This is a genomic window from Pedobacter ginsengisoli (assembly GCF_002736205.1).
GTDB lineage: Bacteria > Bacteroidota > Bacteroidia > Sphingobacteriales > Sphingobacteriaceae > Pedobacter > Pedobacter ginsengisoli_A.
Genome location: NZ_CP024091.1, coordinates 2,968,177 through 2,990,593, shown reverse-complemented (window position 1 = coordinate 2,990,593; position 22,417 = coordinate 2,968,177). Strand labels below are relative to the sequence as shown.

The window sequence follows — 22,417 nt, the reverse complement described above, 5'->3', positions numbered from 1 at the left end:
ATGTTTTTTTCGATTATAATCCCCCTTTACAATCGTCCACAAGAGATTGATGAGCTTTTAGCTACGCTTACCAAACAAACCTATACACAATTTGAAGTATTGGTAATTGAAGATGGTTCGGTAAATGATGCTAAGGGTATTGTTGATAAATATGCGAATACACTTGATGTAAAGTATTTTTTTAAACCTAATGAGGGTCAGGGGTTTTCGCGTAATTACGGATTTGAAAGAGCTAAAGGTGATTTCTTTGTGATTTTTGATTCTGATTGCCTGATTCCGGAGGATTATCTGGAAATCGTAAAAAACTATCTTTTTGAACATAAACTGGATGCTTACGGTGGACCTGATGCAGCGCATCAAAGTTTTACCCCAGTGCAAAAAGCCATTAGCTATGCCATGACTTCACCTTTTACAACCGGAGGAATAAGAGGGAATAAAAAGCATATCGGACAGTTTCATCCACGGAGCTTTAACATGGGAGTTTCCAGAGAGGTATGGGAAAAGGTGGGTGGTTTTATTTTAACAAGGCTTGGAGAGGATATTGAGTATAGTATTCGTATTCATGAACATGGGTTCAAGATCGGCTTAATACCTGCAGCCAGAGTTTTTCATAAACGACGGACAAGTTTTAGCCAGTTTTATAAGCAGTTGCATTTTTTTGGCCGTGCAAGGATAAATATTTATAAACATTTCCCGGCAGAATTAAAATTAGTGCATTTTTTTCCGGCTGTTTTTACATGCGGGGTAATATTTACTGTGCTTATTAATATATTTTATTGGCCTTTGGCATTCATTTGTAACTTTGTGATGCTGATTTACTTTATGTTGATATTTTTTCACTCATGGCAGGTTAATAAGTCATTAAAAGTTGCATTTTTGAGCATAATTGCCGCATTCATTCAGTTAACAGCCTATGGTTTGGGCTTTATGCAGGATTTTATTAAAAGAGTAGTATTTAAACAACAATGATAGAATTTTTAAAGGAGAGTACATTTGCTGTAAATGAGGTGATTAGCAAAGCCTGGACAGTTACCAAAAGAAATTACTTTTCTATTGCTACGCTGTGCTTTTTGATGTTTATTACTTCTAATGCTTCGGGTTTAATGGCATTCTTTTTAAAGGATGTGAGTAAGGGATTGAGCATATTAATGGCTTTCATTTTTGTGATGTTCTATTTTACAATTAACCTGTCGTTGTTTAGGTATATTTTTCACTTATTGGATGATGAAGAGCATGATGTAAGTATTGTAAGTACAATTCCTACCAGAAAACAGATTATCAGATTTTTGGTGGCTACCCTTTACTTTATGCTTTGTATTATTGGAGTGTATTCGTTGGTAGCATTAGTAGCTTTTCCGCTAATATATACTGGTATAAAAATGGAAATTATAACCAATGTGGCAATTTCTGTTGGTGTAATTGCAATATTCATTACATGGATTCGTATTTCCTTTTTTCCATTTTTTATAATTGATAAAGACCTGCCGCCATTTTTATCTATCAAGTTTAGCCTGGCCATTACAAAAGGCAACTTTACAAAGATCTTCTTGCTTTTGTTAGTGTTGTTGAGCTTTCACCTGCTTTATTTGTTTTTTAGCTATATACATTGGCCGGTAGTTTCTTTTTTTATAAATATTCTGAGCTCTTTTATTATTGTACCTCTATCAAGTGTGGCTTTAACCATTGCTTACCGTAAAATGATGAGTGAATACAAAGGAGATGCTGAGCCTGACATTATACATAACATAGTTTAAACAGAACTTATGGGATTAAAAGCGGCATTAAGTAAACCATTTGCGGCCTTTATTGTAAAAGGTATAAATAAATGGAAAAAAGATGCAATTGGGGCACAAAAGGAAACTTTAAGCCAACTCATTGATTCTGCAAAAAATACATCCTTTGGTAAGGATCATGGTTTTGCTTCAATACAAACATATGATGATTTTAAAAGAGCAGTGCCAATTAGGGATTACGAAGAGTTAAGACCTTATATTGAAAGGGTAGTTGCAGGTGAACCGGATGTGATGTGGAAAGGTAAGCCTCTTTATTTTGCAAAAACATCAGGTACTACCTCTGGAGTTAAATACATTCCACTTTCTAAAGAATCAGTTCCTGAGCATGTTAAGGCAGCACGTAATGCCTTGCTTACTTATGTTAATGAAACAGGTAAAACCGGGTTTATTAATGGTAAGATGATTTTTTTGCAAGGAAGTCCGATACTAAAAAAGAAGAATGGAATTAACGTAGGAAGATTATCAGGTATAGTTGCCCACTTAGTTCCAGGTTATTTACAGAAAAACCGCCTACCTTCTTACGAGACAAATTGCATAGAAGATTGGGAGCAAAAAGTTGATGCAATAGTTGAGGAGACCTTTAATGAGGATATGACTCTGATTTCGGGTATACCACCATGGGTACAGATGTATTTTGACAGGCTTACACTGAAAGCTGGAGGTAAAAAGATTAAAGACATCTTTAAAAACTTTACCCTGTTTGTATATGGTGGTGTTAATTATGAACCCTATAGGGCTAAAATTGAAGAAAGTATAGGTAAGAGGGTTGATACAATTGAAACTTATCCCGCTTCGGAAGGATTTATAGCTTACCAGGATAGCCAGCAGGATAAGAGTTTATTATTATTGGCAAATGCAGGGATGTTTTATGAATTTATCGCGGCAGATGAATATTATAATGATAATCCTTTAAGGGTAAGTCTGGAAGATGTTGAATTGGAAAAGAATTATGCTCTAATACTTAATACAAATGCGGGATTATGGGGATATAGCATTGGGGATACAATTAAGTTTGTGTCTAAAAATCCCTATAAAATATTGGTGACCGGACGCATTAAACATTTTATTTCGGCATTTGGAGAACACGTAATTGGCGAAGAGGTAGAGCATGCTTTACTCACCGTAGCGAAAGAAGAAGGTGTTGGTATTACAGAATTTACGGTTGCCCCTCAGGTTGAAACGCCTCAGGGTGAATTGCCTTATCATGAGTGGTTTGTAGAGTTTTCTACTGCTCCCAAAGACCTCAATGCTTTCAGTAAAAAAGTAGACGAGGCACTACAAAAGAAGAATATTTACTATTTTGACCTCATTGAAGGGAAAATACTGCAGCCACTGATCATTCGTTCATTAAAGAAGGATGCTTTTGTGAACTATATGCGTAGTCAGGGTAAACTTGGCGGACAAAATAAAGTTCCAAGATTATCGAACGACAGAAAGATTGCTGATAATTTAAGTAGTTTTATAAATTGAAGAACATATCCATTTTAGGCGCAACCGGTTCAATAGGAACACAGGCCTTAGAAGTTATTGAGGCAAACCCTGAATTGTATAAGGTTACAGCACTTACGGCACAATCAAATGCCGATTTATTGATTCATCAGGCATTAAAGTTTAAGCCTTTAATGGTAGTTGTAGGTGACGAAAATCAGTACTTAGCAGTAAAAACGGCTTTAGACGGAACGACTATAAAGGTTTTGGCAGGCGAGACAGCACTGTGTGAGGCAGCAAGTTTACCGGAAACGGATTTAGTACTTACTGCAATAGTGGGGTCTGTTGGTTTAAAGCCGACTATTGCTGCTATTGAAGCTAAAAAAGATATTGCCCTGGCTAATAAAGAAACACTGGTAGTGGCTGGAGATTTGATAACCGGATTAGCTAAACAGTATGGGGTAAGAATTATACCTGTGGATTCTGAGCATTCGGCAATTTTCCAATGTCTGGTAGGGGAGGCTGTAAATACAATTGAAAAGATTTATTTAACTGCGTCAGGTGGCCCGTTTAGAGGTAAGGAACGGGACTTTTTAGCCAATGTTACCAAAGCCGAGGCACTTAAACACCCCAACTGGGTAATGGGAGCAAAGATCACTATCGACTCAGCATCTTTAATGAATAAAGGGCTAGAGGTTATTGAAGCTAAATGGTTGTTTGATCTGGAAGTAGAGCAAATTGATGTGATTGTACATCCACAATCTATTATTCATTCGTTAGTGCAGTTTAATGACGGTTCTATGAAGGCTCAGATGGGATTGCCGGATATGAAATTGCCAATTCATTACGCTTTTGCATATCCTGAAAGAATAAGCAGCAATTTTAAGCGTTTCAACTTTATGGATTATCCGGAGCTGACGTTCTCACAAGCTGACCGAAATACTTTTAGAAATCTTGACCTGGCATTTGAGGCATTACGCAGAGCTGGAAATATGCCTTGTATCATTAATGCAGCCAATGAAGTGGTAGTAAATGCCTTTTTACAAAATCAGATTGGTTTTCTGGAAATGAGTGATATCATAGCACAATGCATGTCGGATATCAGCTTTATAGCCAGGCCAACTCTTAATAATTATTTAGAAACCGACCAGTATACACGTATATTTGCGCGTGAGCTAGTAACAAAATAAGTTTTTTACAGTCAAATTTAGAAACATTTAAAATCATATATGAGCGGATTGATTATGGCGGCCCAGTTACTTCTGGGATTATCGATATTAGTTATTTTACACGAATTAGGACATTTTCTTGCGGCACGTGCTTTTGGAATTAAGGTAGAGAAGTTTTACCTGTTTTTTGATGCCTGGAATGTTAAGCTGTTTAGCTTTAAGAAAGGCGATTGTGAGTATGGAATAGGATGGCTGCCTTTAGGTGGTTATGTTAAAATTGCTGGTATGATAGATGAATCTATGGATACTGAGCAAATGAACCAGCCGGCACAGCCCTGGGAGTTTAGATCTAAACCAGCCTGGCAGCGGCTAATAGTAATGCTAGGTGGCGTTATTGTTAATATAGTGGTAGGTATTCTGATTTTTTGGATGCTTACTTTTAAATATGGTGAAACATTTATCCCGAACAGTTCCGTACAGAATGGTATTAACCCAGGTAGTATTGGTAAGGAAATTGGACTTCAAAAAGGAGATAAGGTAATTGCTGTTAATGGGAACAAAGTGATTCGTTTTGATGAATTGATTAGTTCAAAGGTGCTGTTGGGAAATACAAATTTAACGGTTATCCGTGGAGATAGAACTTTAGACATTAAAGTACCTGAAAACATTTTAAACAAAGTTTCTGATTTAGGAATTGAAGCATTCATTAGCAGGGCACCTCTTTTAACGTCAACAGTGGATAGTGTATATGGTAATGCCCTTAAGGCAGGACTAAAACAGGGGGATAAAATTGTTGCGGTAAATAATGCTCCTGTTCGATTTAGTGCTGATGTTAGAGACGAACTACAGAAGTATAAGAAGAAGGCGGTTAAGTTTCAAATTAACCGTGGTACTGAAAAACTAACTTATAACATTCCTGTAGATAGTGCTGGTACTATTGGTATTGCTTTTAATATAGATGAAATTAAGCAGCAGACCATTAATTATGGTTTTTTTGAAGCTCTTCCGATAGGAGCAAATCAAGCTTGGAAAACTTTTAGTGATAATGCTAAGGGAATCTGGAAAGTAGTTACCGGTAAGATACAAGCAAATAAAGCATTTTCAGGTCCGGTAGAGATAGCACGTAAGGTGTATGGAGGAGAGTGGATCTGGGCCAGATTTTGGGCTTCTACAGGCTTTATTTCTATTGCATTGGCATTTATGAACTTATTGCCTATCCCTGCATTAGATGGTGGGCATGTTGTATTCCTGATTGTTGAGATGATCAAAGGGAAACCTCTTGGTGATAAATTTATGGAGCGTGCTCAAATAGTTGGATTTGTACTGCTGCTGTCATTGATGGTTTTTGTACTCGGAAACGACATATTTAAGGCCATAATGCATTAGCGTTTTATGACGGATTATTTTGAATTCTATGGCTTACCTTTAAGTTTTAATCCTGATACTGCATTTATAAAGCAAAAGTTTTATGAGTTTTGTAAAAAGTATCATCCAGATTTTTATATCAATGAAAGCGATGAGAAACAGGCTGAAGTATTGGAATTAAGCACCATTAATAATAAAGCATACCAAGTTCTAAGCGATTCGCAGAAGCGTTTACATTATGTTCTAGAATTAAAAGGCTTGTTAAAGGAGGGCGAAAATTATGTATTGCCTCAAAGCTTTTTAATGGAAATGATGGATATTAACGAAGCATTGATGGATTTGCAGTTTGATCCTGATGCTGTAAAGCTGGAGAACTTAAAGAAGGATGTTGAGAAAGTTGAACAGGGCTTATCAAAAGAAATTCTATTACTTACGGATTCTTTCGAAGACAAGACTACTGTTGAACAGGATAACATTCTTTTAGTTGTAAAGGATTTGTATTACCGGACAAAGTACTTATTAAGGCTTCAGGAGAGCATTGCAAAAGCTAGCCATTAATACGGCTTGCTGTTAAATCATTGTAAAAAAGTAAAATGCTGCTTTTTTACAATGATTGTTTGGATACCTTTGCCGCAAATCCATATATATGAACACATTACCCATTTTTAGAAAAGTTGCTGTTGCCGAAGGAATTTCTTACATCCTGCTGATATTTATTGCTATGCCCTTAAAGTATTGGGCAGATATGCCTTTAGCTGTAAAATATACAGGTTGGGCGCATGGTGTTTTATTTATGCTGTACATTGTTTTTTTAATTATGGCGTGGCAGGAGTATAAATGGAGCTTTAAAAAGGTGGTACTCATAGGGTTTGCATCTTTATTGCCGTTTGCACCATTCTTAGTAGATAAAAGACTTAAAGAAGATAATTTAAATAAGTCTTGGTAATTAGTTATTCAATTAATACATTTGCATCCCGCTAATAAGCAAAATGCCCAGCTGGCGGAATTGGTAGACGCGCTGGTCTCAAACACCTGTGGGAAACCGTGCCGGTTCGACTCCGGCGCTGGGTACAGATCCCTCTTTACGAAAGTAGAGAGGGATTTTTGGTTGAAATCATCTTTTAAAGCTTGCAAATTGTGTTTTTTTATTTCGACCTCCGATTAAGGTAAGTTGTCAATAGTATCCGTACTGAATTCGAACCACTTGTCTAGTGTATGTATCTTGTCAGAACAAGTATCTTATTTATTGCTGAAGCCCCATAGGAATGTGTTGTACAGAATTTGATTGTCTCACAGAGGATGAACAGTCAAAATCAGTAAAATTTAATCATTCAGAATTTTTACATGATTCAATTGACTGTATTACTCACAAATTTACAACGTCCGTCGAAATGAAATTCTTAGTTTAATACCTGTGTAGTCAAAAAAACATCGGTATTGATCAATATTTGAATAGTTTAAAAGTTTGGTTATAAGTAATTTGCATGCTTATAGTTTTTTTGACAGATTTAAATTGCGAATTATATAGAACCAAGTTTATCTTTTTTTTGATGGTTTCGTTTAATGTTTGTTGTGAAAGAAGATTTAGGGATATTCCACCATGTTGATGTATTGTAAGGTCAATGATCAAGAATTAATTTCCCTGCTTAAGGAGGGGGATGAACTTGCGTACACAGAAATTTACAACAGATATAAAAGGCTCTTGCAAAATCATGCCTATAAAAAACTGGGTGATTTTGAAGAAGTAAAAGATGTACTACAGGAGCTTTTTGCAAATCTCTGGACAAAAAGAGCTGAAATACCTGTAACCATCAACTTGTCAGGATACCTTTATACTGCACTCAGAAACAGAATTTTCAACATAGCTGCACACCAAAAGGTAGCCTCAAAATATGTAGAGTCGCTTCAAAACTTTATAAATGAAGATCATTGTATCGCAGATCATTTGATCAGGGAAAAAGAGTTCACCTTGCTGATACAAAAGGAAATTGATGCCTTACCACCCAGGATGAGAGCAGTTTTTGAGTTGAGCAGGAAATCTGGCTTATCCCATAAAGAGATTGCCAATCAATTGGATATCTCAGAACAGACCGTATCCAAACAAATCACCAATGCGATAAAAACGCTTAAGGTGAGATTGGGTGTGCTGTTGATCTTGTTTTTTTTGCTGTTTTAAGCGGTTTTTTAGGAAAAAATATTTTTTTTAATTTTTTTTCAATTCATCTACCTGTTCCCCCCCCCTTTAACTGTCTTAGTATTGAATAGGACGTAAACCGCCCTCGAATTTATGAAAGAACAAGACGCTAAGGACTTACTAAAGAAATATGTGGCGGGAAACTGCACAGAAGAAGAAAAAGGCTTATTGGAGACCTGGTACCTCCAATATGAGATAAAAGACCTTCCCCAGATAGCTGAGGAGGATAAGGAGGAACAACTGGATGAAGTTTTCCGTTCCTTACCTATTCACCGCAGTCCCATCAGGGTAGTTTCCTTATGGCCGCGTATTGCTGCCGCTGCGATGGTCCTAATTATCCTTGGCTCTGGTCTTTATTTTTATCGTCATAAACTCCCAAAGGAAGAACTTGTGCGACATGAGCATGTTAATGACATTAAACCAGGAGGAAATAAGGCTATACTTACGCTTGCCGATGGCCGTAACATTACCCTAGACGATGCCGCAAATGGAAGTATCGCTAAACAAGCAGGGGTAACTATCTCTAAAACTAAGGATGGTCAGTTGGTGTATGAGGTAATTGCGAGTGCAAATGACGATGTTGATGCTCCATATTCTTTGAATACCATCACAACTCCCAAAGGGGGCCAGTATCAGATCAGTTTGCCGGATGGAAGTAAAGTCTGGTTAAATGCGGCATCATCGCTAAGCTATCCGCTGAGATTTAATAAAAAGGAACGAAAGGTAGAACTTACAGGTGAAGCTTATTTTGAGGTAGCTCATAATACTGCATTGCCATTTAAAGTTAAAACTGCTAATCAGCAAGTGGAGGTATTAGGGACACATTTCAATGTTAATGCCTATCAGGATGAAAAAAGTGCCAAAACTACCCTACTGGAAGGAAGTGTTAAAATCTCTCAAATTCAATCTAATGTTTCTAAACTGTTAAAGCCAGGCCAACAGGCCATAGTAACTAATGCCATTAGTGTTATAGATGTTGATACAGAGGAAGCCATTGCCTGGAAAGATAATCTGCTTATGTTCAATGAGGACAACCTGGATCATATTATGCGCATGATTGCTAGGTGGTATAATGTTGAAATTGTTTTTAACGATGATAGCCTTAAAACAGAATTGTATAGTGGCTCGGTGTCAAAGTTTGCCAATGTTTCTCATGTATTAAAGAAACTTGAACAGTTAGGAGGGGTACGCTTTACTATTGATGACAGAACAATAAAGATCAGCAGAAATTAAGCCTCCGAAAGCTTAAAAATAAATATGAACCACAAATGATTTAATATAACCAAATACTAAACAAGCAAAAACATGAACAGTCAGAAAGAAAAAACAGAGCCTTAGTGGCAAAAAAAGCCTGAATAGAAAAAAACCAGTATCCGAATGCAATCAGATACTGGTAATACTGTTCAGGTAGCCCAAAATTGTCAAGAAACAACATCTTAAAGCTTAATCTTAAACATTCAAATGTATAAAAATTCTACAAAATTTATATGCAGGCCCCGGCCGTATATATATAAATTCCTACTAGTTATGAAACTAGCTACAGTTATACTATTAGCAGCAATCATGCAGGTAAGCGCAAATGGCTTCGCGCAACGACTTACGTTGAATCAGGAAAGTGTAAGTCTGAATAAAGTATTTAAGGAAATCAGGAAGCAAACTGGATATAATGTATTATGGAAATCGGATAAATTGAATGCCAATAATACAATTGTGGCCAATTTTAGCAACACTCCCTTAGATAAGGTGATGGAGCAAGTTCTCTATGGAAAGAATCTGACCTACACCATTGATGAGAAAACTATCATTATTAAACCTTTGTCCCCAATAATTAAGGTGGTGCAAGAGGTAATTACAGTTACAGGAACCGTAACAGAAAAGGGAAGTAACTTGCCACTAGCTGGTGTTAATGTGGTTTCGGTTGAAGACAATAAGAATGGAACTACTACCGATGCCAGTGGTAATTTTGAAATTAAAGTGCCGGCTAACAGTAAGTTATTGTTTAGGATGCTCGGGTTTCAAGAGGTAACGGTAGTGGCAAAAGCTCGCCTTAATATTGAAATGGAGCTAATGATCAAAGAACTTGACGAAGTGGTAATTGGTTATGGAAAACAGCAAAAGGACTTGGTTACCAGTTCCGTTGTGACCATGAAAATGGATGAAGCCAAAAGGTCCATCCCAACGACAACTTTAGGAAACTTGCTGGCCGGTCAAATGGCAGGCGTAAGGGTGAATACCCCTGCAGGTCGTGCAGGGACGGCTCCTGGGATTAGAATTCGAGAAAAATCTTCTTTTAACAATCAAGATGTATTATATGTTATCGATGGTTTAGTTACCGGGGCAGCGGATTTTAATAACCTGAGTCCCAATGATGTTGATAATATCACTGCACTGAAAGATGCAGCAGCAACTGCTGCTTATGGAGCGCGGGCTTCTGGCGGTGTAATTGTGGTTACAACCAGGCGTGGAGAAAGGAATCAGAGAGCTAAGATCAATTATTCATTTAATACCGGCTTTGATAAAAGAGGAAAAAATGCAGAAAGAACCAGTGCAATTGAAACCGGAGAAATCTACAACCGCCTTAATCCGACGGCACCTGATCGCTGGACCCAGTCAGATTTTGATTACTTCAAAAACATCAACAACGGCTGGGGATACGACATTATAGAATACATTTGGCAGGATCCTTCTACTACTACACATAACCTGAGTGCATCAGGCGGTACGGACAAGCTTAGTTATTTTGTAGGTGGTTCTTATGTAAAGCAGAATGCTTTCCAGAAAAATACATCTTTCGATAAATACAATTTTCGCGTTAACCTTACGGCTGATATCACTAAAAATTTAACCCTGTTTGCTGGTGTTTCGGCAAATAATAACCTCACTAGAAGACCTCCGGGAAATAATGAGACTGATGATTACCGTGCCGAACTATTAAGGCAACCATATCAGCCGGTGTGGACAGACGCAGGTAATCCTATCGCTTTTGACTGGCATAACCTGGGTGCAGAAATGAGGGGAGATGGAGGGTATGCGAAAGAGAATTTGTTAAAGCCAGTGATTAACCTGAAAGGAACCTATAAAATTCCCTTGATCGATGGGCTTAGTGCTTCTGCGCAATACATCAGGGCATTCGATAATTATCGTGGCAAGAATTATTTTAAACGCTATAATTTGTGGGTAATGAAAACCTTCGACACGCCCAAACAGATCAGCACCAAAGAATCCGACATGTTAACAACTAAACCGTCAGGACATAATTCAGAATATCTTTCTGAAAATTATACCTGGGGTGATGCGGCTCAGCTAAATTTTCAATTGAACTATGACCATACTTTCGCAGAGAAGCACCATGTACAAGGATGGCTTACTTATGAAAAAGCACAAAATAAAGGTGGTGGTTTAAATGGAACCCGCGAAAGGTTCCCTGTGATCTATACTGATCAATGGTGGGCTACCAGTGGTGACCGTGCTGATTCTTTTGTTGGAGGGAATACAGAGCAAACTACCGGGCGAAAATCTTATGTTGGCCAGCTCTTTTATGATTACAGTGCTAAATACCTGGCTAGTTTTACCTTCCGTTACGATGGGTCGTATAAATTTGCTCCTGAAAACCGATGGGGATTCTTCCCTTCAGGTTCAGTAGGTTGGGTAATTTCTCGTGAAAACTTTTTTGAGAATATAAAAGGAATTGAAATGCTGAAATTAAGGGCCTCTGTAGGTACTACCAGTGCAGATAATGTTGATGCGTGGCAGTATCAACAAAAGTATGGAAATGATAATTCTGCTTATTTTGGAAGCACCCCTAGCAACAATGTTGGTATTGGGTATGGAGGAATGGTTAACCCTGATATCACCTGGGAAAAAACACGGACCTATAATGTTGGTGTTGACGTAAATTTCTTAAGCCATTTTAATGCTACAGCTGAGTATTTCAGAACAAAGACTTATGATATTCTTATTGGCAGGGTTGCGCAGGTGCCTCCAACTTTTAGCCGTTCACTACCTTCATCAAACTATGGCGAATATAAGTCAGACGGTGTTGAATTTACCTTAGGCTACCGCAACAAAACCAGTAATTTGAATTACTATGCAAACGTGAATGCCAGTTATGCAAATGCAGTTCCGACTTATAAAGATCAAAACATCACCTATCCATATCAAAATGAATTGAATCAATCCAGCTCAAGAGTAGTTACCTACGTTAATACAGGTATGCTTCGTACTCAAGCTGATTTGGATGCTTTTATTGCGGCCAATCCGAATTATAAATTCCATGGCAGGGCGCCTGCTTTAGGCCAGCTAACCTATGCTGATTTGAGTGGGAAAGAGGGTAAACCTGATGGTATTGTTGATGACTGGGATCAAACTGTAGTTCAGAAAAATACCAACCCTGTTTCATTAGGTTTAAACTTGGGTTTTGAATGGAAAGGGTTTAGTCTGGATGCAAGTTTTGCGGGTAACTTACATACCTACAGAATGGTGAATGGCCTGGTAGATGGAAATGTAGAATGGAACCGCATGTGGAGGCCATGGGCTTATGATGCTTGGACACCCGAAAATCCAAACGCTTCATTGCCTAGACGTTATTCTGCAAATGATGGAACCAATTGGGTAACGAATGCTCCAAGTACTTTTTGGTTAAAAAGAGCTGATTTTTTAAGGCTGCGCATGTTAAACATTGGGTATTCACTCCCTTCTAGTATTACCAATAAGATAGGCATCAGCGGCTTGAAGTTTTATTGCAGTGGATCCAACTTGTTTATCATCAGCGGGTTCAATAAGAAATATTACGATCCGGAAATGGGAGGGGGCTTTAGCTATCCTTTAATGAAGTCTTTCAACTTTGGTGTCAATCTGTCGCTTTAAATTATTCACAACAAACTTTAAGAAACATGAAACTTAACAATAAATATATAAAATTCTTTGTTGGCGGGATATCAGCAGTATTGCTGATGTGGGGTTGCAAGAAGGGACTGGATTATCCGAATAATGGCGTAATCAGTCCGGAAATGGTATGGGGTGATGCCAATATGATAAAGGCATATTTGAATGGTATTTATGGAAGATCAATGCCGGAATGGCCATTTAACGGCGCCGGTTCTGATGAAGCCATCAATGCACCCAAGGATTTCGGGAACTATCTGCGCGGTATTATTTCGGAATCCGGGACTACTTCCAACCTTGATTACAACATCATAGATAGAGCTAACTTTTTTCTGGATGAATTGGCAAACGTTCCTACCACTGTTTTACCAGATGAACTAAACAAACAATATACTGGTGAGGCGAAATTCTGGAGAGCATGGTCTTATTGGGGTATGGTAAACCGGGTAGGAGGAGTTCCAATTATTTTGCACAAACAGGATTTTAATGATGTGCCAGGTTTGTTTAAACCCCGTAATAAAACATCTGAATGTGTTGCCCAGATTGTTAAAGATTTGGACAGTGCCATTCTGTTACTGCCTGGTGTTTACTCTAATGCAGCCGCAGACTATGGCCGTATTACCAAAGTTGCTGCCATGGCTATGAAAGGAAGAGTCTTGCTTAGTTATGCAAGCCCCTTGTTTAACCCTACTAATGACCCTACACGCTGGCAAGCAGCCTACGATGCATGTAAAGCCGCAGTTGATTTTGGTGCAACTCAGGGGCATGACTTGCATCCAAGATTTCATACCATCTGGACCCAGGAGCGAAATAAAGAAGTGGTCATGGTAAATCAGTTCTTTTATCCGGGCCACTCTAATAATTTTGGTTTTCTTCGTCCCGGCGCCGACAACACCAATCAACCTTTGTTATCACTTTTGCTTGCTTTTCCTAAAAAAGATGGCTCTCCTATGCAGTTTGATAAGAATCAACTGAGCGATCCTACCTACAACAGTCAATTCATGACTGATTTTTATACCAATCGTGATGACCGGTTTTTTTCTACTATTTATTGCGGTGGAACTCCACAACCAACGCCTGAAGAACAACCTCCAGGTTATATTAAGGGTATGAGTTTTTGGAGCGTTTGGCGCCAGGATGGTGTAGATAAATATACCAATATCGCCCAAACAATTCATCCGGGTTATGGTGGTAATATGGGCTGTACTGGGTTCTTTCAACGTAAAGGTATTGATACCACCGTTAATACGGTGGATAGGTTTAAGGCCCAAACAGACTGGGTGGAGATGCGTTATGCAGAACTGCTGATGAATTATGGCGAATGTGCCAATGAATTGGGTAAATCATCAGAGGCTTTAGAGGTATTAAAAAGAATCAGAAAGCGTGCAGGTATTACTGCAGGTGCCGGTGGGAACTATGGTCTTACCGCATCAACCATCACTGATATAAGGGAAGCTTATATTAATGAACGTTTTGTGGAGTTTGCTTTTGAGAATAAACGCTTTAACGACCTCCGCCGCTTGAAACGCTATGATATCCTGAATAATCAAATGGGAAGGCATGGTTTGTATATTACAGTAAAAGATATGAATAACTTGCCTTTGCCGTATGAAAAAATCACCAGCGCTGATGCACGTGCTAAGCTTACTGCAAACTATATTGATAATCTTGATGGCGATGCGACCTATAAATTTAACCTTGATTTGAATCACTGGTTTTATGCACTTCCACCATCCCAGATTTCTCAGTCAAAAAATGTTTTGCTGCAAAATAAAGAATGGGGAGGAACTTTCGACCCATTACAATAAGTGAAGTAAGGGGGCTGGTTAGAGCTCCCTTTTTACTTTCTACCCACAGACATCTAAATAAAAAATGTTGAAAAGATCTTTACACACACAAATATTCCGTAACGCATGCTTGCTCCTGTTTTTATTAATGAGCAATACGAATGCTAAATCGCAGCAGTCAACATCATCACCATTGCCGATAAAACAATTTGCTCATCCACATCGCATCCGTTATGATGGCTCATGCATGAGCATCGAGGGCAAAGATGTTTTTATCTACAGTGCCGCCTTCCATTATTTTCGATGTCCGCAGGAGCTATGGCGTGATCGTTTCAGAAAGATCAAGGAAGCTGGATTTAACACTGTAGAAACTTACATTCCCTGGAACTGGCATGAACGCAGTATGCCCTCAGGACTGAACGATAATTCCAAATTCGATTTTAAAGACCTGAAAGCCTGGTTAAAGATGGCGCAGGATGAATTTGGTTTTTACACCATTGTACGTCCAGGACCATTTCTTTGCGCAGAATGGTCTGGTGGAGGTTATCCTCGCTGGTTGGCCAAGTTTGGTCCCGGTAAAGGCGACCTTTGGTTACGCAGTGCCGATCCCGAACATATCAAATGGTCTGTTCATTGGTACAATGCCGTTTCTAAAGTATTAGCCCCGGAACAGATCAGTCGCAAAAAGAAAGGCCAAAAGGGCATCATTATGTTTCAGATTGAAAACGAGTATGATGCACATGGTACCAAAGACAAAGAAGTCTTTCTAAAAGCTTTGTATCATTCTTATAAAAACAATGGCATTGATGTACCCTTGTTTACCTGTCTTACCAGTCAAACCAGGGCCAGCAAAGACCCTGAGTTGTCGCAGGTATTCGATTGCGATAATTATTATGTAGCCAATCTAAGTGATGCGCCAAGTTGTGCCCGTCGCATGTACGATCTTCGCAAAAAACAAAGCGATGCTCCTGGTTTTGTAACGGAATTACAGGGGGGCTGGTTTTCTTTAGTAACCGGAACATTGAGTGAAGAACATTATTCTGATGCGCGTCATTTTAAAGCAATTGGTTTAATGAGCATGCTTGGAGGCGGTACAGGTATCAACTACTATATGTTTTTTGGGGGTACTCATTTTAATGGTTGGGGAGCACGTGGGATGACCACAAGTTATGACTATAATGCCGCCATCAGAGAAAGCGGTGCAACAAGCCCAAAATATTTTGCAGCCAAAGCGATGGGGGAATTTATAAAGCAGTATGGCACTAAACTGGCAAGATCAGTTGGTGGACCTTGTGAACTAAAAGATGCACCTAAATCACTTTTTGGTGGACTGCGCATAGCCGAGGATGGTACCAAATTTGTTTTTTTGCACAACACAGATCCTGATAAATCTTTAAAAGGAAGGGTGACTGTATTACCTGGTAAAGTGGCTAAATCCACTGAGCCAATTTACAATGTGAATCAGAACGGAGAGAAAGTATTGATTAAAACAGCTGCAGTTACAAACGGAAACACATCTGCAAATGATTCATTTGCAATTGATTTCAATTTGCCGGATCTGGGGGCACAAGTGTTAGTTATTCCTCCGGGAGCTACTCCTGAGCAGGGCAAGTGGTGCTTAATGGAGCCAGAGCAACCAGTTCGCCCGTCGGTAAATGTTACACCAATACGTATAGCAAGTGCCTTGCGTTATAACGATCCTGTAAATGAAGCCAAGTGGACAGTACTTCCAAAAGAAACCTCTTTGTCAGAAATAGGGATCAATGATTTTCGATATAACCTGTACCGTTCAAAAGTTACCCTGAGTGCAGCCGATATTCAGCAAGAAAACAGGCTCTTGTTTAACATGTTTACCCGTGATATTGTTTCCGTACAAGTTAATGGCAAAATTCCTAAGCGTCTTTTTCCTGAAAAAGCAGATGCACAAACCTGGATTACGCGCGGTGCTTATTCGCGCATCCGTCCCAATGAATTCGACAATCGTTTTGATGTCAGCGGTTTACTAAAAGCAGGTGAAAATGAAATTGTAGTGGTATACGAAAACCTTGGACATGCGCATGGTTATGTGCCTATGGAAGAGTTGGGAGGCATCAGGCAGGCTGGACTTTCTAAGGCAGATACCGTGTTAACACATCCACTGCAGTGGGAGCTAACCGCTGATGTTGCAGGCGTCACAAAGGGCTTTACCACTCCATCATTTAAAGCTGATAAATGGGAGCGTGTTACCCTAAATATGCAAGATGAAATTCCCCGCAAGGGCAATGGCATTCAGCCAAAAGGGGAGCAAACAGGTTTATTTACCTGGTACAGGGTTGAGTTTTCCTTACCTGAAAAGGATGCAAAAGTATGGATGCCATGGATGGCCAAAATTAATGCTTCGGGAAATGGGTATATGTGGCTCAATGGACATAACATCGGTCGCCATTGGGAAGCGGGCCCACAGCGTGAGTTCTTTTTGCCTGAATGTTGGTTGAATTCCGGAGCTAAGAAGAATGTATTGGTATTTGGACTACGCCAAACGGTTAATGGTGCAACCATTAACGCTATAGAAGTAATGCCATATCCTAATTCAGCAGAGTTCAAAAAATAACTGTTATTTGTAAATGATTATTAAATAAAGATGTCTAGAATATTTCAAAAATGCGTTGTGCTTTCCATCATCCTATTGATGCAGACTGGTTATGCAAACAGTAAAAGTAAAAACCCAAGGGTGGATTATAACCTGAATACAGGTTGGGCATTTTATAGAGGCGATGCGAAGCATGCCCAAATGCTCAATTATGACGATTCAAAATGGATGCCGGTAGTTTTACCACATATCATGCAATTGGAAAAGAAACACAACGGAGCTGATATTATCTATGACGGTGTTGGATGGTACCGCCGCTACTTTAAACTATCCAAGGATCAGGCTGACAAGCGAGTTCTTCTGAATTTTGAAGGAATTATGAGCAACAGTGAAGTGTTTGTAAACGGAGAGAGTGTCGGTATCCATCACGGGGGATACGTTGGATTTACAATGGATGTTTCGAACAAAGTAAAATTCAACAATGAAAATAATGTGATCGCTGTTCGCGTATCGGCAGAATATGATTCACTGACGCCCCCGGGAAAACCGCAAGGCCGATTGGATTTTTATTATTACAGTGGTATTTATCGTGATGCAAATCTGACTGTAACCGATAAACTTCATATTACTAGTGAGCTGGCTCAGCATAGTACAAGGGCAAGTGGTGTTTTTGTAACCTATCCGCAAGTAAATGAGCAGCAGGCAGTGGTTCATGTGAAAACTGAAGTTGCCAATTCATATGCTACTGCGAAGGAAGGTTACTTGCAGACCCTGCTTAAAGATGCAAACGGAAAAGTAGTGGCCAGGAATAAGAGCAAATTTCATCTCGGAGCAAATAAGAATACGTTGATTGAGCAGGATCTGAATTTGATTAATCCTAACCTATGGTACCCATATACTCCTTATTTGTATTCGCTAGAGAGCCAGGTATTATTTGAGGATGGAAAGGTAGTAGATGTTCGATCTGAAAAGATAGGCGTCCGTACAATTAAGTTTACCCGTGATGAAGGTTTCTTTATCAATGGAAAGCATTTATATCTGGTGGGTGCCAATCGTCATCAGGCTTTTCCTAACATCGGTGATGCTGCGTCAAATTCGATGCAGGAACGAGATGTTATTGAGATGAAAAAAGGAGGATACAATGCTGTGAGGGCAGCGCATTATCCTCAGGATCCAGCTTTCTTGGCCGCTTGTGATAAATACGGACTGCTGGTTGTGGAATGTGTGCCGGGCTGGCAGATTTTTAATGAAAATCCGGTCTTTGCTGATCGCCTAGAATCCATTACACGAAACATGATCAGAAGGGATCGCAACAGAGCCTCCATTGTATTATGGGAAACTGCGCTGAATGAAACAACCTACCCGCTACAAGTTGTTAAACGTATTTTTGAGGCAGCGCATCAGGAGTATCCGGGAGATCAGCTTTATACCGCCGGCGATTATTTTAGCCATGAAGAAACAGAACCCTATTATGATGTTTTCTACAAGCAGGTTAGCAAGTTTCCAAAAGATGGAAGCGTGATGAGTAATTATTTGGAAGATCAGATTGCTATCAAGCCACTTTTTGCCCGGGAATGGGGAGATGGTGTGGGAGAAAAACCTAGGGTAAGCATGACCGAAAACGAGTATGAGCAGATGCGTCAAGGGCGTAGCCGTCTGACCCAATTGAACGGTGATGGATATTTTGACTGGTGTATGCTGGATGCCAATCCTCGGATGGGTGGACATTTTATGTGGAGTTACAACGATTATACCAGGGGTGCGGAGGAAGAAACGATGTATTCGGGAGTGGTAGATGTGAATCGGTATCCTAAGTTTGCCTATTATATGATGCAGAGCATGCGCCCCAGTGGAATTTCACAAAAGGAACTGTATGAGGGACCGATGGTATTCGTTGCTTCCTTTAATTCATCCGGCAAGTACAAAACATCAACTTCAGAGATTACAGTTTATTCAAATTGTGATGTAGTTGAGCTCTATAGAAACAATAAGCTAATTGGGAAACAGACCCGTGCTGAGCGGGCGAAGGTATATCCTCATATTGTGGCTAAGGGTGGTAGTCCAAGTTTTGTATTCGATGCCGGAGGTTTTGAGCCAGGAGAACTGAAGGCCATAGGATATATAAATGGGAAAAAGGTGACCGAGCACGCAGTTCGGACGGCCGGTGAGGCCGATCATTTGGAGATTGTTATTCCTGATCACCATATCGCTCCTGTAGCAGATGGATCAGATATGATTCCCGTTTATTTTAAAATCTGTGATGCCAATGGTTCAGTAGTGCATGATGCAAAATCTGAGATTTTTATCCGTGTTAAAGGCGAGGGTACATTGATTGGTGACGGTATATCGAGAGTTGAAATCAATCCTCAGGCTGTAGAGGCCGGAATCGGATTTGCGTTTATCAGAACATCCAAAAAAGCGGGAAAAATAGAAATCCAGGTTGAATCCAAAGGGATGAAAGCCGGTCAGTTAACCATAAACACAGTCGCGTACAAAGGGATGCATTTGCCTGATGGTACACATGGCGAATTTAAAGGACAGGAAGAAGATGGTGCAATAGTGAAGCCCACCAAATGGGATAAAGGTTTTCTTACTAAACCCAAAGTGGAGATAAGCAATGTTTCTACAACATCTTCCCACGCTGAGTTTCCAACAACAAATTTAACAGACGGCAATGATTACAGCTGGTGGATTGCCAATCAGGATCAATTTCCTCAAGTGGTTACATTGACTTTGAAAGAACCAACGACTGTAGTTGGAAGCCGGGTAAGATTTCAAAAAGATAGTTCAAAGTATCGTCATAAGGTGGAGGTATCCTCAGATGGTAAAACCTGGGAACCGGTGTACGAAAAGGAATGTACTGGCTGGGACTTTAAACCTGTCCGTTTCAAGAAGACGATCAAGTATTTCAGAATCTCGATATTATCCACAAGCGAGGGTAGGGCTGGACTGGCAGAAGTAACACTCTTTAAAGATAAATAAATGAAAAGAAGAGAATTGATAAAAGGTATTGGTTTAGTTGCCGGAGCATTGTCCATACAGGGCAGTGCAATGGCAGCAGAACCGGTTGCCAGTCCTAAAAAGAAAAGGATATTGCGTATTGCGCACATCACCGATATACACATGAGGCCTGAATTGAATGCCCCGGATCGTTTTCGTCAGTGCATGAAAGAAATAAAAAACCATAAAATTGATTTCTTCCTGAACGGAGGCGATACCATTTTTGCGGCAGATTATGGGAACATCACCCGGGATCGGGTAGAAGCACAATGGGCGATCTGGCAGGAACTGAGAACTGAGCTAAGTGAGTATGAAATGCACAGTTGTTTAGGGAATCATGACATGTGGTGGGCGGCACCGGACAAGCAGGATGCCATGTACGGAAAACCTCATGTGGTAAAACAATTGAATATCCCTAACCGGTATTACAGCTTTCAAAAACAAGGATGGCACTTTGTAATTCTTGACAGTAATAATTCCAATGCAGGATCTTTAGATCCCGAGCAAAGGACATGGCTGGAGGCGGATTTGGCAGCATTGCCCAAAGGTACACCGGTTTTATGTTTAAGTCATTATCCTATTTTGGGCGTGAGTACCATCATGGAGGGAGGTAATCATACCGATTCCCGTTATATTACCGATTTATTTTATCAGCATAAGGACAAAAAAATCACCTGTTTAAGCGGGCATATCCACCTGCTGGATGCCGCGGAATACAATGGCGTGCACTATTATTGCAATGGAGCATTAAGTGGCTTTTGGTGGGAAGAAGGCGATAAGCAATCCGCAGGCAAAGGTTATTATCGCGAAACACCTCCAGGTTATGCCATATTAGATTTATATGAAGATGGTAGGGTGGAAAATAAGTATATCGAACATCGTTATTGATAAGTAATATTCAAATTTAATATACACACAAATTAAACTTTTAAAATGAATAGGTTTTTGTTTACGCTGTTTTTATTGTCTTCATGCATTTGTTGTACAACATTGAATGCGCAATCCACTATTCCGGTTTCGGCCCAGAAAAAAAACATTAAACGGAAAACACCAATTATGGGATGGTCCAGCTGGAATAATTTTAGAGTGGCGATTAATGAGAATATTATTAAAGCACAGGCGGATAAATTGATCTCAACCAAACTAAAAGATGCAGGTTATAATTTTGTAAATATTGACGATGGCTTTTTTGGCGGAAGAAATGAGAATGGTGATTTGCTAACACATCCAGGACGTTTTCCTTCTGGAATGAAGGCCTTAGCCGACTATATTCATAGTAAAGGACTTAAAGCCGGAATATACTCTGATGCAGGTATTAACACCTGTGCATCGGTGTACGACAGAGATACCATTGGGGTAGGATCTGGATTATATGGACATGATGAGCAAGATTTGAATTTGATGCTCAAGACCTGGGGTTATGATTTTATAAAAGTAGATTGGTGTGGAGGAGAAAGATTAGGCCTGAACGAAGAAGTCCGCTATACCCAAATTGCCAATCGTATTAGAGCCATAAATAGTAATGTATTATTTAACATTTGTCGTTGGCAGTTTCCAGGTAAGTGGGCCGTTGAAATCGCTGATTCATGGCGGATTTCCGGAGATATTGGTAATGAATTTAGTTCTATTTTACACATTATTGATAAAAATGCAGACTTGTGGAAATACAGCGCCCCTGGACATGTTAATGATATGGATATGCTACAGGTTGGAAGAGGTATGAGCTATGAAGAAGATAAATCGCATTTCACCATGTGGTGTGTCATGAATTCACCACTATTACTCGGGAATGATCTTAGAACAGTTTCAAAAGAAACCTTGGATCTGGTTACAAACAAAGAGATCATTGCCTTAAACCAGGATAAATTAGGCTACCAAGCACGCCGTCTGAAAAAAAATGGTGAATTCGAGGTGTGGGCAAAGCCATTAGCTTCGACAATGAGTGGTCAGGTGGCAGTGGTTTTACTCAATAGATCAGCAAAAAAGGAAGCGATTACATTTGATCTTGACAATGTTGGTATTAATGCTGAAAGTGGTTATGAAATTCGTGATTTATGGATGCATAAAGATGGCGAATTAATGAAATCTAAATCACAAAGCTTTGAAGTACCATCCCATGGAGTGATAGTGCTTAAGATTAGTGGCAAATCAAAAGCCTTTAATGTTTTTCAGGAAGATAAAAAGCCTTGATTAAAAAAATAGAAAAATATTTTATGAATTATGTCCCG

The 22,417-nt window shown here is 39.4% G+C and carries 15 protein-coding genes and 1 tRNA gene; all 16 read left to right on the top strand.

What is annotated here, in order from left to right; all coding sequences use genetic code 11:
- Positions 1 to 969: a glycosyltransferase gene (locus CPT03_RS12300; protein WP_099439127.1), complete on the top strand. Its 969-nt coding sequence runs from the start codon at positions 1 to 3 to the stop codon at positions 967 to 969.
- Positions 966 to 1,754 (top strand): hypothetical protein, encoded by a 789-nt coding sequence (locus tag CPT03_RS12295; RefSeq protein ID WP_099439126.1) that lies wholly within the window; start codon positions 966 to 968, stop codon positions 1,752 to 1,754. The genes CPT03_RS12300 and CPT03_RS12295 overlap by 4 nt, the downstream gene beginning before the upstream one ends.
- 9 nt (positions 1,755 to 1,763) lie before the next feature.
- On the top strand, positions 1,764 to 3,263 hold the full coding sequence (locus CPT03_RS12290) for a GH3 auxin-responsive promoter family protein (protein ID WP_099439125.1): 1,500 nt from the start codon (positions 1,764 to 1,766) through the stop codon (positions 3,261 to 3,263).
- Positions 3,260 to 4,411, top strand: a complete 1,152-nt coding sequence (locus tag CPT03_RS12285; protein WP_099439124.1) for a 1-deoxy-D-xylulose-5-phosphate reductoisomerase — start codon at positions 3,260 to 3,262, stop codon at positions 4,409 to 4,411. Before CPT03_RS12290 ends, CPT03_RS12285 begins: the two co-directional genes overlap by 4 nt.
- Before the next feature lie 39 nt (positions 4,412 to 4,450).
- Complete coding sequence (gene rseP, locus CPT03_RS12280) at positions 4,451 to 5,776, top strand: RIP metalloprotease RseP (protein WP_099439123.1); 1,326 nt, start codon at positions 4,451 to 4,453, stop codon at positions 5,774 to 5,776.
- Between the two features lie 6 nt (positions 5,777 to 5,782).
- Complete coding sequence (gene hscB / locus CPT03_RS12275) at positions 5,783 to 6,313, top strand: Fe-S protein assembly co-chaperone HscB (RefSeq protein WP_099439122.1); 531 nt, start codon at positions 5,783 to 5,785, stop codon at positions 6,311 to 6,313.
- Between the two features lie 88 nt (positions 6,314 to 6,401).
- Positions 6,402 to 6,701 carry a DUF3817 domain-containing protein gene (locus tag CPT03_RS12270; protein WP_099439121.1) on the top strand — a complete coding sequence of 100 codons (300 nt, stop codon included), beginning with the start codon at positions 6,402 to 6,404 and terminating at the stop codon, positions 6,699 to 6,701.
- A gap of 45 nt (positions 6,702 to 6,746) precedes the next feature.
- Positions 6,747 to 6,826 (top strand) — tRNA-Leu (locus tag CPT03_RS12265).
- Positions 6,827 to 7,361: 535 nt separating this feature from the next.
- Positions 7,362 to 7,931: an RNA polymerase sigma-70 factor gene (locus CPT03_RS12260; RefSeq protein WP_317044287.1), complete on the top strand. Its 570-nt coding sequence runs from the start codon at positions 7,362 to 7,364 to the stop codon at positions 7,929 to 7,931.
- A 111-nt stretch (positions 7,932 to 8,042) separates the two neighbouring features.
- The gene (locus tag CPT03_RS12255) at positions 8,043 to 9,182 is read left to right on the top strand and encodes a FecR family protein (protein ID WP_099439119.1); all 1,140 of its coding nucleotides are present in this window, start codon (positions 8,043 to 8,045) and stop codon (positions 9,180 to 9,182) included.
- A 294-nt stretch (positions 9,183 to 9,476) separates the two neighbouring features.
- A complete protein-coding gene (locus tag CPT03_RS12250; RefSeq protein WP_172954176.1) occupies positions 9,477 to 12,815 on the top strand; it encodes a SusC/RagA family TonB-linked outer membrane protein in 3,339 nt (1,112 codons plus the stop codon).
- Between the two features lie 26 nt (positions 12,816 to 12,841).
- A complete protein-coding gene (locus CPT03_RS12245) occupies positions 12,842 to 14,641 on the top strand; it encodes a RagB/SusD family nutrient uptake outer membrane protein (RefSeq protein WP_099439117.1) in 1,800 nt (599 codons plus the stop codon).
- Positions 14,642 to 14,768: 127 nt separating this feature from the next.
- Positions 14,769 to 17,210, top strand: coding sequence for a beta-galactosidase (locus CPT03_RS12240; protein ID WP_216641544.1), 2,442 nt, complete (start codon positions 14,769 to 14,771; stop codon positions 17,208 to 17,210).
- A gap of 30 nt (positions 17,211 to 17,240) precedes the next feature.
- The gene (locus CPT03_RS12235) at positions 17,241 to 20,171 is read left to right on the top strand and encodes a glycoside hydrolase family 2 TIM barrel-domain containing protein (RefSeq protein WP_216641543.1); all 2,931 of its coding nucleotides are present in this window, start codon (positions 17,241 to 17,243) and stop codon (positions 20,169 to 20,171) included.
- Positions 20,172 to 21,077: a metallophosphoesterase family protein gene (locus CPT03_RS12230; RefSeq protein ID WP_099439115.1), complete on the top strand. Its 906-nt coding sequence runs from the start codon at positions 20,172 to 20,174 to the stop codon at positions 21,075 to 21,077.
- Positions 21,078 to 21,122: 45 nt separating this feature from the next.
- Positions 21,123 to 22,379 carry a glycoside hydrolase family 27 protein gene (locus tag CPT03_RS12225; protein WP_099439114.1) on the top strand — a complete coding sequence of 419 codons (1,257 nt, stop codon included), beginning with the start codon at positions 21,123 to 21,125 and terminating at the stop codon, positions 22,377 to 22,379.
- Positions 22,380 to 22,417: the final 38 nt, after the last annotated feature.